Raw genomic sequence first — 13,593 nt, 5'->3', positions numbered from 1 at the left:
TTCGTCAGGACTCGATAGGCGGTGAAGCCCTCTTGTCCTATCGGTCGCTCTACCTCTCACGGTGACCATCCGACGCGGCACCTAAATGCCTTTCGGGGAGTACGAGCTATCTCCAAGTTTGATTGGCCTTTCACTCCTACACTCGGCTCATCCAGAAGCTTTTCAACGCTTATTGGTGCGGACCTCCATCCCGTGTTACCGGGACTTCATCCTGGCCAAGTGTAGATCACTTGGTTTCGCGTCTACCCCCACTGACTGTGCGCCCTGTTCAGGCTCGCTTTCACTGCGGCTACGTGTCTCATGACACTCAACCTCGCCAGTGACGGTAACTCGTAGGATCATTATGCAAAAGGCACGCCGTCACATCTTACGATGCTCCGACCGCTTGTAGGCGTATGGTTTCAGGAACTATTTCACTCCCCTGCTCGGGGTTCTTTTCACCTTTCCTTCACAGTACTCGTTCGCTATCGGTCTCACGGGAGTATTTAGCCTTACCGGATGGTCCCGGCAGATTCGCGCAGGATTCCTCGTGTCCCGCGTTACTCAGGATACCGCTATGCCTGATCTGGCTTCGTGTACAGGATTATCACCTTCTGTGATGTAACTTTCCAGATACTTCCACTCACCATTTCAGTACAATGTCGCGGTCCTACAACCCCGCTGGCGCCTTGCGACGTCAACGGTTTGGGCTGTTCCCCGTTCGCTCGCCACTACTGGGGGAATCATTCATTTATTTTCTCTTCCTGCAGGTACTAAGATGTTTCAGTTCCCTGCGTTAGCTCTCTTACATTGGTAAGAGTAACCGTCCTTCAGACGGCTAGGTTGTCCCATTCGGAAATCTTCGGATCAAAGGTTATTTGCACCTACCCGAAGCTTATCGCAGCTTATCACGTCCTTCATCGCCTCCGTGAGCCTAGGCATCCGCCATACGCCCTTTCTTACTTTCTTTACGACTGTATTCTTGTTACTCGTTTCCGAATAACGAATAAGTAGCTCATACTTTCAGCTGTATTCTAACAAAGTGAAATCTCATCTTGCGATTTGATTTACTTTAGTCTGAACTAAAGTTCATTACTTACAGTTTTGCTTGTGTCAATATGTCAAAGATCTTCTTGCCTTAAAAGGCATGGTGGAGATTGTGGAGTTGAACCATTTTGCTTGAGCCATCCCTATATATTATATAATGTATAAGGAATCCCAGTCTCCTGTATTTAACTAAACAGATGGTGCGTACAAGAAGAGAAACGAACTTTAATCAGTCACTATCTCAACAAATATAGAAGTAAGCAAGAATGAGAACTCAACATTCAACATTCAACACTCAACATTCTCTCAATATTCGTCTCTCCAGAAAGGAGGTGTTCCAGCCGCACCTTCCGGTACGGCTACCTTGTTACGACTTAGCCCCAATTACCAGTTTCGCCCTAGGCCGCTCCTTACGGTCACGGACTTTAGGCGCCCCCGGCTTTCATGGCTTGACGGGCGGTGTGTACAAGGCCCGGGAACGTATTCACCGCGCCATGGCTGATGCGCGATTACTAGCGAATCCAGCTTCGTGGGGTCGGGTTGCAGACCCCAGTCCGAACTGAGACAGGCTTTAAGGATTTGATCGTACTTGCGTACGACCGTCTCTCTGTACCTGCCATTGTAACACGTGTGTAGCCCCGGACGTAAGGGCCGTGCTGATTTGACGTCATCCCCACCTTCCTCACACCTTACGGTGGCAGTGTCCCCAGAGTGCCCAGCTTCACCTGATGGCAACTAAGGAGAGGGGTTGCGCTCGTTATGGCACTTAAGCCGACACCTCACGGCACGAGCTGACGACAACCATGCAGCACCTTCACAGAGGCCCCGAAGGGCGTCATTGTCTCCAAATCCTTCCTCTGCAATTCAAGCCCGGGTAAGGTTCCTCGCGTATCATCGAATTAAACCACATGTTCCTCCGCTTGTGCGGGCCCCCGTCAATTCCTTTGAGTTTCACCGTTGCCGGCGTACTCCCCAGGTGGGATGCTTAATGCTTTCGCTTGGCCGCTGACCTATTCAGACCAACAGCGGGCATCCATCGTTTACCGTGCGGACTACCAGGGTATCTAATCCTGTTCGATACCCGCACTTTCGAGCTTCAGCGTCAGTTGCGCTCCAGTGAGCTGCCTTCGCAATCGGAGTTCTTCGTGATATCTAAGCATTTCACCGCTACACCACGAATTCCGCCCACTTTGTGCGTACTCAAGGAAACCAGTTCGCGCTGCAGTGCAGACGTTGAGCGTCTACATTTCACAACACGCTTAATCTCCGGCCTACGCTCCCTTTAAACCCAATAAATCCGGATAACGCCCGGACCTTCCGTATTACCGCGGCTGCTGGCACGGAATTAGCCGGTCCTTATTCATAAGGTACATGCAAAAAGTCTCACGAGACTCACTTTATTCCCTTATAAAAGCAGTTTACAACCCATAGGGCCGTCATCCTGCACGCTACTTGGCTGGTTCAGACTCTCGTCCATTGACCAATATTCCTCACTGCTGCCTCCCGTAGGAGTTTGGACCGTGTCTCAGTTCCAATGTGGGGGACCTTCCTCTCAGAACCCCTACTGATCGTCGCCTTGGTGGGCCGTTACCCCGCCAACAAGCTAATCAGACGCATCCCCATCCGTCACCGATAAATCTTTAATCTCTTTCAGATGTCTTCTAGAGATATCATTGGGTATTAGTCTTACTTTCGCAAGGTTATCCCCAAGTGATGGGCAGGTTGGATACGCGTTACTCACCCGTGCGCCGGTCGACGCCCATCAAAAGCAAGCTTTCGATGTCGTTTCCCCTCGACTTGCATGTGTTAAGCCTGTAGCTAGCGTTCATCCTGAGCCAGGATCAAACTCTCCATTGTAAAATATCATTTTTACTTCTTATTCCATTGCTGGAATAATCGGTGTTTGTTGTCTGTACTTAGGACGAATATCCTTTTCGTTTATTGAAGCTTAGTAAACCTGACTTGTCAATTGCTTGACGGTTCGTTTCTTTTACCCAGTCAACTTTCTTATTTCTAAGAAGTTAACCGCTTCTTGTACTACTTGTCTGTTTATGTAAAATCTTTCAAAGAACTCTTTCTTCGCAAGTTAGGCTGCGCCTCAACAATTGAAATAAATTTCATTGTATTCGACTTGCACTAACTTTCTTTAATCGCTAAGAGAAAGTGTATTTCTCAAAAGCGAGTGCAAAAGTACTAACTATTTTTCATTCGACCAAATCTTTTCGTAAAAAAGTTGCTTTTTTAGCAAGTATTTAACATTTATAAAGATTTTAGCATGGCGATTTATTGTGTATACATTATTATATATATGCATGCGTACGTTTGTGTGCATATGCGCTTGAGCGCGTACATGATAAAATTATGGTATAACTCAAATCATGCTTAGTTTTAGACAAAAATAGAAACAGAAAGATGAATTTTCCTCCAATATTTTTTGTCTATTCACATATTTATATTACTTTTGCAGCAGAATTACATAAGAAGCATTAAAACAAGAACAAGCATCATGAAAAGATTTACGATTATCATTTCTTTCATTATGCTCACCTTCATGCCGCTCATGGCACAGGTGAAGCAGACCGTTGCCGTTCTCGGTGACTCGTATTCCACTTTCGAGGGGTTCATTCCTAAGGGTTATGCCACCTGGTACTCACCTACTACTCCACCAGAAACTACAGATGTAAACAAGGTTGAGCAAACCTGGTGGTGGCAAGTTATCAAGGAAGGAGGCTATAAAATGGGAAATATCAATTCCTATTCTGGTGCTACCATCTGCAACACTGGCTATCGTGACGAAGATTATAGCGACCGTTCTTTCATCACCCGAAGTTCTCTTCTTGGCAATCCGGATATCATCCTGATTTGCGGTGCTACGAATGACAACTGGGCTGATGCCCCGCTCGGCAACTATCAGTATAGCGACTGGAAGCGCGCAGATTTGTATTGTTTCCGCCCAGCCATGGCCAAGCTGCTTTCTGATATACGACAGCATTATCCTAATGTAGAGGTATATTTCATCTTAAACTCTGAACTCAAGGATGTAATCAATGAGTCAGTTAAAAAGATCTGCAACAAATATCAGGTTCCTGTCATTGCTCTTCATGATATTGACAAGAAAAACGGTCACCCTACTATCAAGGGAATGAAAAGTATTGCTGACCAGGTTCTGAAGGTTATAAAAAAGTAAAGAAATAATAAGGTTTAAATAGATAAATGATAGATTCAATACAAAACATTTTAGTTCAGGTTAGCGATTTCCTTTGGTCGTATATCATCATCACCGTCTTGATATGCTGTGCCCTGTTTTTCACTTGGCGTACCCGTTTCGTCCAGTTCCGCCTTATCAGAGAGATGATCAGGCTGCTGATTCATCCCGACAAGGTACAACCGGAAGAGATAGGACACGATGAACTGTCGATGGAGGTGAAAGTGGATGGAGAAATGAAACACATTTCTTCCTTCCAGGCATTCGTGGTAGCATTGGCTAGCCGTATTGGAACCGGTAACCTTGCCGGTGTGGCTACTGCTATCAGCATCGGTGGTCCGGGAGCCGTATTCTGGATGTGGATGCTGGCTTTACTGGGCTCTGCATCCGCTTTCATAGAATCAACTCTCGCCCAACTTTACAAGCGAAAAGGCAAAACATCTTTCTATGGCGGACCGGCCTATTATATGAAGTATGGTTTGGGAAAAGGATGGATGGGTATTCTTTTTGCCGTGCTGATGATCATTACCTTCGGCTTTGCCTATAATTCAGTGCAGAGCAATACTATCTGTCTGGCATGGCAGAAGGCTTTTGGCATCGAGCCTGCCACCATGGGAATTGCCCTCACTGTGCTCACCCTGCTCATCATCTTCGGTGGCATCCATAGAGTGGCTAAGTTCTCTTCTACCGTGGTTCCAGTGATGGCTGTCGTTTATCTTCTGATAGCTGTAGGTGTTGTTGTTTGGAATATCACCAGTCTGCCAAAGGTTCTGCTTACCATTGTTGAGAATGCTTTCGGATTCAATCAGGCTGCTGGCGGAGTTCTTGGCGTTACAGTGATACAGGGCATCAAGCGAGGTCTGTTCAGTAATGAGGCAGGTGAAGGTAGTGCACCGAATGCTGCTGCGGTAGCTACAGTCAGTCATCCTGTAAAACAGGGATTGATACAGGCTTTGGGCGTTTTTACAGATACGCTGGTGGTATGTTCCTGCACCGCTTTCATCATCCTGGTGAGCGGTGTGGATCTTACGGCTTCAAATGGAATTCAACTCACCCAGGATGCCCTGACCCACGAAATCGGAAACATCGGCAATCCGTTTGTTGCGGTAATGATATGGCTGTTTGCATTTAGCAGCATCATCGGCAATTATTATTATGGAGAAACCAACGTGAGATATATCAGGGACTCCAAGCTGGGTGTATTTGTCTATCGTCTTGCTGTAGCAGCAATGGTGATGGTCGGAGCGGTAGTATCTCTGGATTTTGCATGGAGTTTTGCAGATATCACGATGGCTCTTCTCACCCTCTGCAATCTCGCAGCCATCGTCCTGCTTTCCCGTCAGGCCGTCTTCCTGTTGAAAGACTATCGCCAACAGAAGAAGGAAGGCAAGAATCCTGTATTCACCAAGGATAAGATGCTAGAGATTGCAGATAAACTGGAGGCATGGTAAATAACAATGATGGATATTCATTTCGCGAAGATCTATCCTTCATACAAGTCATCAACAAAATTCCCCGATACGAATCCTGCAGGAATACTGAGGATTCATATCGGGGAATATTTTTATGCACTAAACTATTTTATTTCTTATAGTAATCGTATAAGAAAGCATCAAGATAAGCACCACGCATGTTGGTCTTATAGAAATTGCCATCCTTATCTAGGATGAGACAGGCTGGAATACCATTGATGCCATACTCGCCCATCACCATACCGCCAAAACCTTCAGGATTGCGAACCTGTGTCCAGGTCATTCCTTCCTTGGCCATTGCCTTTTTCCAGTCGGCATCTCTCTCATCTACGGAAATACTGATGATGTTGAAATCCTTGTATTTCTCGTGTACCTTCTTGAGATGTGGAATCTCCTGACGGCATGGACGACACCAGGAAGCCCAGAACTCCAACATGGTGTATTCACCCTTCTTGATAAGTGAAGAAAGCTTCACCTGCTTGCCTTCAGGAGTGACAACGGTACCATCGATATAATGGTTGCCGATAGCTGTATGCTTTGCCATCTCTGCCTGCATCTGCAGCATCGGATATTGTGCAGAAGAACTCCAGTCGTTCTTCAACCAGCCCATCATCTCGTCAATCTGCTGAGAGGTATATGGGGTTGGTAAAGAAGAGAAACTCTCGAGAAGCAAGTCGAAGGCTACCAGAGAAGTGGTATGCTGCTGAATAAACAGACTGGTCTGATGGCGCATTTCCTCCTGCAACTTGATGGCTTCCTTGGCAAGAGATACACGCTGTGCCAAATCGGTAGTCTGGTTGATACTATCATCCATCTTGTGCATCTTGTCCTGAATAGGTGACATCAGTTCAAGATAAGCCTGATAAATATCCTGAGTGGTAGAACCCTTTACAACAGGCTCTATCATACTCATATCACGCTCTGCAGGAAAACCGGTAAGATCTACATCGTAGGTCATCGGCTTATTCTCTACATAGACTCTTGTTGAGAATATTTTCTGATAGTCAGGCTCAGCTGTACCAGGCTTGTTCATATCAATAACCATCTGATACTGCTCAGGCTGGTTAACTACCCCCTTGAGGGTGAACTCACCATTCTTGATTGTAACACTATCCAGATTGGTAACACCTTCCAATCCATACTTCTGCAACATGACAGAACAGCCGTCCACGTTACCTTTAACCTTGCCTTTCATCTCAAAATTCTGCGCGCTGGCAGCCATTGCAAGTACAAGACCGGCAAGTGTCATCATGCAAGTTTTCATTTTCATCTTATTCATTTTTTCTCGATTTTATTTATTATATAATGTTTATTGATTCACATATTCCGGATTCTGAACCAGAAGATTATTGGCTCCCATAGATGCCTTTGGTATAGGAAGAAGATATCGGCGGAAGCTAGGAAGTTCTGCTTTCTCATCTTCTGTCCAACTCTCGAAACCACCCTGACGGTTATAACGGCAAAGATCGAACCATTCTTCAAGATTTTCGTTACTCATATCACACAACTTATGCTTGAGAATTTCACCCAGAAGATCACTGTCGGCAATTGCGTTCACATCGTCCTCAGTATATCCAGCACGTTCGATGACTGTAGCCAAGAGCGTACGAGCCTTAGCATACTGACCCTGACGAGCCTCTGCTTCGGCAGCGATATAATAAACTTCGGCAAGGCGCATGAAGTAATAAGAGTCAGCATAGAACATTTCAGGAGTCAACTTGTTATATTTTCCAATACCATTCATGGCATCTCCCTTATAGGCCCATGTATATAGCGCATCGTAGGAAGCTACATCATCTTCACCTGGAGGGAATGGGAAATCACTACCATCACCGCCTGGGATGACTACTCCACCATCACCGCCTGGAATAACAACACCACCATCGCCAGAAGCACTACCATCTGAAGAACCATCAGGATCAGGAACAACAACGTCCCCACCATCTCCCGGGGTTGGAATAACAATATCTCCACCTGTTTCATCATCTGGAACTAAATCATCTGCCACCTTCTTGAGGAGTGAACCTGGAGAAAACATATACCAGTTTGAATCCATCAACTCACTTGGATTGGCTGTATAAGGAGCAAAGAGCATCTCCTGAGAATTAAACTGTTCGTCGAAGATCTTGGCATAATCGCTTTCCAAACCATAACCAGCTGCTTCAGCCTCACTGATCACTTCCTCTGCCAGTCTTGCAGCTTCAGCATAATTATCCTGAGCCATATACATTTTGGCTTTCAAAGCCTTGGCGAAAACAGAACTCATGTGATAATGATCTGCCGGATGCTGTTCACAATGGGCGATGGCATAGTCGAGATCATCAGATATCAACTTGTAAGTTTCAGCCACAGAAGAACGCTTGCGTGGTTGGTTATCTCTTACCAGTTCGTCCTGGAAGATGCAGACACCGTATGGTGAATCCTGCTTCCAATATTCTCCGAAGCACTTCAGCAGAGTAAGGTAAGCTAAGGCACGCTGGCAACGGGCCTCTGCAATCATCTCTGTACGTTTCTCCTCGCTCAGTCCTGGTATATTCTTGTTGATATGTACCAGGAAGGTATTGGCCGCATTGATTACATTGTAATAGGCGGTATAAGCCGTCTCCACATTACTGTTATTGGTCTCGATATTCTCGGCAGCAAACTCATCCGCCCCCATTGCCATCGCCATGGCCTGGGTATGAGCCATAGACGACATTCCATAGCGCAGGTAAGATACACCCGTGCTGCGCCATGAGGCATAGACACCATTGAGCGCCGTCTGTGCAGTTGAGACATCAGTGATATAATTGTCATCAGTAACCACATGTTCTGGTTCGATGCCGTCGAGGCTACCTATCAGGTCACACGATGTAAGAGTCAGTGCTGTGGCTGAAAGGAGCGTAAGAAATTGAAATCTTATATGTTTCATAATCTACAGTCTTTGTATGAGTTAGAATTGTAATTTCAGACCGATAGAGAAAGAACGGCTCATTGGATAAACGTCCTTATTCTCTGTAGTCTTTAAGAAGGCATTTGTTGCCGACATGTCTGGATCCAAACCTGGCCAGTTAGTAATGGTAAACAGGTTGGTGGCTGTGAAGAACACAGATGCTCCGCTGATGTGCAGGCGCTCCAGAAGAGATGGCTCGAAATTATAGGAGAGCGTGATATTTCTCAGACGGAAATATGAGTTGGAATATACATAGCGGTCGTTGGTATTTGTATTGTCCATGCTTGCAGGCAACCATACCAGCTGAGCATACTTGGCATCCGTGCGATCCGGTGTCCAGGTATTGCCGTACATTTCTCTCAGAATACTCTGACCCAGACTACCGGCTGCAGATTCCTGCATAGTACTGTAGTATGCATGACCTCCAAACTGATACTGGAAGAGCATTGACAGGGTGAGGTTCTTATAAGATAAGGTATGTGACCAACCTCCGAACACCTTTGGCTCCGGATTGGCGATAGCCGTACGGTCTGCCTCGGTAATATACCCGTTGCCATCTGTATCCACAAACATATAGTCGCCTACGTGAGCGCCATTCTGATAGAAATCATATCCGTTTGCCTGTGCCTGAGAATTCAGTTCATCAATCTGTTTCTGACTCTGGAAAATACCAGCCACCTTGTAACCCTTCACGGTTCCCATCGCATGACCTTCCATGTAGAGATCCTGGTGCATCATGTCGAGTGTAGAACCATTGAGCTTGGTTATCTTATTCTTGTTGGATGAGATACTGAGCATCGTATTGTAGGTGAAATCCTTGGTGCGAACCACATCTCCTCCGATAGAGAACTCGAAACCATTATTGGTTAGGTCGAGAATATTGCTGTAGAATGTACCGATACCAAACTCCAAGGCGATAGGAGCTGGAGCCAAGGCGCCATCTGTCTTACGGTGATAGATATCAAAGCTACCGTTCAGTCTGCCATTGAAGAACGAGAAGTCAACACCGGCATTGTATTCAGTAGTCATCTCCCACTTGATATCCTTGTTAGGATAAGTAGTGGCTAAGGTAATGGCACTCTGTCCACCATAGATATTGGAGTTGAAATACTGGATGTAAGAGAAGTCGGATACATTGGTAGAACCTGTCTTACCCCAACTCAAACGGAACTTCAGATCATCAATATCTCTTACAGATTCCAGGAAAGGCTCTTGATTGATGCGCCAGGCCAGAGAAACTGCAGGGAAAGTACCGCGTTTGTTACCCGGTCCAAATTTTGATGACTCATCGGAACGAAGACTGAAATCAAGCAGATAACGTGAGAGGAAATCATAGCTCAAACGGCCATAGAGGGAATTGAGTCCACTCTTGGAATAAATCTCGGTAGGCTTATTGACGGTGGTTGCAGAACTGGCATTGTTCAATACATCATCGTTAGGAAAACCACTATAAGCCTGGTCGTGTTCCTTGCTCCAATACCTGTCAGCACTATAACCAGCCATCACGTCGAAGCGATGGTCGTCAGTAATCTTGAATTTATAGTCAGCACGGAAGTTGATAGACGTATTCGTGTTGCGATAGTTAGCCTCTGCGAGCGTAGAAGTTGGTTCTGTCTCATACTGTTCCGGCAAGGAAACTTTCGGAGAGAAATAGCTGTTGCTGAAGATGAAACGGGATATGTTGGCATCAGCATGGAGGGTAAGACCTTCAATAGGCTTGATGTCAATATAGGCATTTCCGGAGAACTGGTCGTTCTCATACTGGGTCTTTCTCTGGAGTTTGCCCACCGGACTTGCATCCATATAGCTATCTGCATATTCGCCAAACTTATCTACTCGATTCAGGTTACCGTCTGCATCGCGTACAGTCAGGTCTGGGCGAGTCTTCCATGAGTCGTTGTCATAACCCAATGCAGGATCGTTGCTTCCGCTCTTGCGAGAAGAGTAGGTATAGTCGAGCACACCACCCACGGTGATATACTTATTGATTTCAGAATCCAAAGAGAGTCTGGCACCATATCTCTCCATACGGTCGTTGATGAGCAGACCTTCCTGGTTCATACCGTTGAAGGAGAATGAATAGTTGGTCCTGTTGCTGCCACCTCTGATGGCTACATTATACTGGTGAGTAGGCGCATTCTTGTTGATCACCTCCTTAGCCCAGTTGGTATTCGTCGTACCAAAGAGACTCTCATTAAGTCCATTATATGTATAGACACCCGTCTCGGCATTATATCCGATGTTACCAAATTGGCTCAGATAGTCGGCTACGCCATACATATTCACCATCGAACTGCCGTCGTTCATACCATTTACCGTATTGCGCAGAATCTCGTCCTGCACATTCTTGTATTCAGAAATGTTCAATGGCTTATAGTTCTTGATAGGATTACTGAACGAGAATGTGTAGCCGAAATCTACCTTGGTCTTTTCATTGCGCTTACCATTTTTCGTCTTGACAATAACGACACCATTGGCTCCACGTGATCCATAGATCGCAGTAGCTGCGGCATCTTTCAGCACATCGATACTCTCAATATCGTTTGGTGAGATATTGATGAGCGGGTTGATGCCGGTATCCTCCATAAAGGTAGGAACGCCATCAATGACATAAAGAGGCTGGTTGTTGTTACCTTTACCCGATTTAGGATAAGGAGATGTAATACCGCGGATGTTTAACTTGAGAGATGAACCAGGCTCACCATTTGCGGTAGTAGCCAATACGCCCTTTACAGTACCCTGAAGAAGACCATCGAGGGTTGGTGTGGTAGCAGCCAACTTGCTTATCTGTTCCTGACTCACGGTAGAAATAGCGGTAGTTACATTCCTACGGCTCTTGCTACCGTAACCGATGACAACGAGATCATCCAGCGCAACATGATCCAACTCCAGCATCATGTTCTGCTCTTTTACGCCACGAAATTCAATACTCTTCGATTTGTAACCAATGCTGGAAAATACAATTTTAGGATGCGCCATAGATGGAAATTCCAGTATGTAGTTACCATCAGCATCAGTGATAACACCATAGCTTGTGCCTTCGATCTGCACCGTGACACCTACCAGAGGATTTCCCTCGGAATCAATCACTCTTCCTTTTACAAAGGTATGACCTTTTTCTTGCACATTTTCAATACCAGCCGCAAAACTGGTATGAACTGGAAGGGCTGCCTGCACAAAGCTGGCTGAAGTTGCTGCCAAGAAAAGCAACAAGCTTTTTTTCTTCTTCATAATAACTGAATGTTAGTTAAACTTCATGTTCATGGCACAAAAGTATAAAAAATATCTAAAACTATAGCATCATGTTACAAAATTAACTTATTTTATACACATATTCCTGCATTTTCTCCTATTTTCCTTACATTTTCCCGGTTTTTAAGTCTTTTTCTCTAAAAAAATGCTATCAGTAAGCGTTCAAATCAAACAAAGTGTATTCTGTTCTCCGTAATACATTATTTAAAGAGGATCCCATAGCTTTTGTGTTATGGAACCCTCCCCTACTCTACTTAGAGTATCATTTCTTCATATTCCAGTCCGAAGACATCCGCTACGGCCTTGAATACCACCTTTCCATTTACGATATTCAACCCCCTATACAGGGCTTTATCCTCCTTGCAGGCCTTTCGCCAACCCTTATCAGCAAGCGCCAATGCATATTTCAGCGTAGCATTGGTCAAGGCTGTAGTAGAGGTATTCGGCACAGCACCAGGAATATTAGCTACTGCATAATGAACGATTCCATCGACCATATATGTCGGATCAGAATGTGTGGTTGGATGCGATGTCTCGAAACAGCCACCCTGATCGATTGCTACATCAACAAGTACTGTTCCTGGCTCCATCAATTTCAACATATCTTTCGTGATAAGATGCGGCGCCTTATCACCTGGTACGAGCACACTACCCACAACGATATCCACATCTGTCAATTCTCTACGAATATTATGCTCGTTGGAATAGAGCGTGTGTACATTGATAGGCAGCTCCATCTCTAACTGACGAAGACGAGGCAAACTGATATCTGTAATCCATACATCAGCTCCCATTCCTGCAGCCATTCTTGCTGCAGCTTCTCCTACGGTTCCGCCGCCCAATACCAAAACCTTGACGCGGTTCACACCAGGTACACCACTCATCAGTTTTCCTTTTCCTCCCTTTGTCTTCTGCAGATAAAAAGCACCATTAATAATGGCCATTCTTCCAGCTACTTCACTCATCGGAATGAGTAAAGGCAAATGGTGGTTATCTGTCTCCACAGTCTCATAAGCCAGACAGACAGCACCACTCTTGAGCATGGCATCGGTAAGTTCCTTGTCACAGGCAAAATGGAAATAAGTGAATACAAGCTGGTCTTGATGGATCAGTGGATATTCCTCAGCGATAGGCTCTTTCACCTTTACAATCATTTCCGCCTCACGATATACACTCTGAATGTCGGGTAAGATTATGGCTCCTACCTTTTCATACGCTTCATCAGCAAATCCGCTGTTCTCTCCAGCCGTATGCTGAACCATCACTTCGTGACCATGTCGAATGAATTCAGCTACTCCTGCTGGTGTCATTCCAACACGGTTCTCATTATTCTTAATCTCTTTTGGAATACCAATTTTCATGATGTTATAGTTTTAAAGGTTCGACATCAGTTTAACTCTGTAAAGATACTGAAAATTTCAATAGGTTGTATGCACTTAGAGGAAAAATTAACATATCTTATATAAACTATTCCTGTTGAATATACGTATTTTAGTTTATTAGGCAATTAGACTAAACTAACATCCTAACTTTGCACATGATAGATATTCTACAAAAAGAATAATCAAAATGCTGAATTATAAAGTGTTAACATGTTAGGTTTGAAATATATATGTTTATCTCGTCAATCATTAGATTATTATAATTGCTGGCAGTTAGTATATCTGTTTAAACGTAGTTTTGTATTTCCGTTTATCCTATCATAA

General features: G+C 45.0%; 6 protein-coding genes and 2 rRNA genes (1 of these 8 running past the window's edge). 2 read left to right on the top strand and 6 right to left on the bottom strand.

The genetic code is table 11. The features are described 5' to 3' along the window. Positions 1 to 948, bottom strand: a 23S ribosomal RNA gene (locus ONT18_RS16865) (it extends 1,949 nt beyond the left edge of the window). Positions 949 to 1,351: 403 nt separating this feature from the next. Continuing rightward, positions 1,352 to 2,883, bottom strand: a 16S ribosomal RNA gene (locus ONT18_RS16860). Together the 16S and 23S rRNA genes form the textbook arrangement of a ribosomal RNA operon. Before the next feature lie 649 nt (positions 2,884 to 3,532). Here ONT18_RS16860 and ONT18_RS16855 point away from each other — a divergent pair. Then, entirely contained in the window at positions 3,533 to 4,213 is a 681-nt protein-coding gene (locus ONT18_RS16855; protein ID WP_264907193.1) for an SGNH/GDSL hydrolase family protein, read from the top strand. 26 nt (positions 4,214 to 4,239) lie between these two features. Further along, complete coding sequence (locus tag ONT18_RS16850; protein ID WP_264907191.1) at positions 4,240 to 5,682, top strand: alanine/glycine:cation symporter family protein; 1,443 nt, start codon at positions 4,240 to 4,242, stop codon at positions 5,680 to 5,682. Between the two features lie 130 nt (positions 5,683 to 5,812). On the opposite strand, the gene ONT18_RS16845 is transcribed toward ONT18_RS16850, so the two are convergent. The 4 genes from ONT18_RS16845 to ald all read right to left on the bottom strand — a co-directional run bounded on the left by ONT18_RS16845 (position 5,813) and on the right by ald (position 13,248). Next, the gene (locus ONT18_RS16845) at positions 5,813 to 6,982 is read right to left on the bottom strand and encodes a thioredoxin-like domain-containing protein (protein ID WP_264907189.1); all 1,170 of its coding nucleotides are present in this window, start codon (positions 6,980 to 6,982) and stop codon (positions 5,813 to 5,815) included. Positions 6,983 to 7,012: 30 nt separating this feature from the next. Beyond that, on the bottom strand, positions 7,013 to 8,614 hold the full coding sequence (locus tag ONT18_RS16840; RefSeq protein WP_264907187.1) for a RagB/SusD family nutrient uptake outer membrane protein: 1,602 nt from the start codon (positions 8,612 to 8,614) through the stop codon (positions 7,013 to 7,015). Positions 8,615 to 8,635: 21 nt separating this feature from the next. Continuing rightward, on the bottom strand, positions 8,636 to 11,866 hold the full coding sequence (locus tag ONT18_RS16835) for a SusC/RagA family TonB-linked outer membrane protein (RefSeq protein ID WP_264907184.1): 3,231 nt from the start codon (positions 11,864 to 11,866) through the stop codon (positions 8,636 to 8,638). 275 nt (positions 11,867 to 12,141) lie between these two features. Beyond that, positions 12,142 to 13,248: an alanine dehydrogenase gene (gene ald, locus ONT18_RS16830; RefSeq protein ID WP_117588127.1), complete on the bottom strand. Its 1,107-nt coding sequence runs from the start codon at positions 13,246 to 13,248 to the stop codon at positions 12,142 to 12,144. Positions 13,249 to 13,593: the final 345 nt, after the last annotated feature.

This window comes from Segatella copri (assembly GCF_026015295.1).
Lineage (GTDB): Bacteria > Bacteroidota > Bacteroidia > Bacteroidales > Bacteroidaceae > Prevotella > Prevotella copri_C.
Note: the sequence above shows the minus strand (reverse complement) of the source record. Positions and strands in the feature narration are given on the sequence as shown.

Bases quoted from the DNA above. Each gene is read 5' to 3' on its own strand.
- ONT18_RS16855 (WP_264907193.1), top strand. From the start codon at position 3,533: ATGAAAAGATTTACGATTATCATTTCTTTCATTATGCTCACCTTCATG.
- ONT18_RS16850 (WP_264907191.1), top strand. From the start codon at position 4,240: ATGATAGATTCAATACAAAACATTTTAGTTCAGGTTAGCGATTTCCTT.
- ONT18_RS16845 (WP_264907189.1), bottom strand. From the start codon at position 6,982: ATGAATAAGATGAAAATGAAAACTTGCATGATGACACTTGCCGGTCTT.
- ONT18_RS16840 (WP_264907187.1), bottom strand. From the start codon at position 8,614: ATGAAACATATAAGATTTCAATTTCTTACGCTCCTTTCAGCCACAGCA.
- ONT18_RS16835 (WP_264907184.1), bottom strand. From the start codon at position 11,866: ATGAAGAAGAAAAAAAGCTTGTTGCTTTTCTTGGCAGCAACTTCAGCC.
- ald (WP_117588127.1), bottom strand. From the start codon at position 13,248: ATGAAAATTGGTATTCCAAAAGAGATTAAGAATAATGAGAACCGTGTT.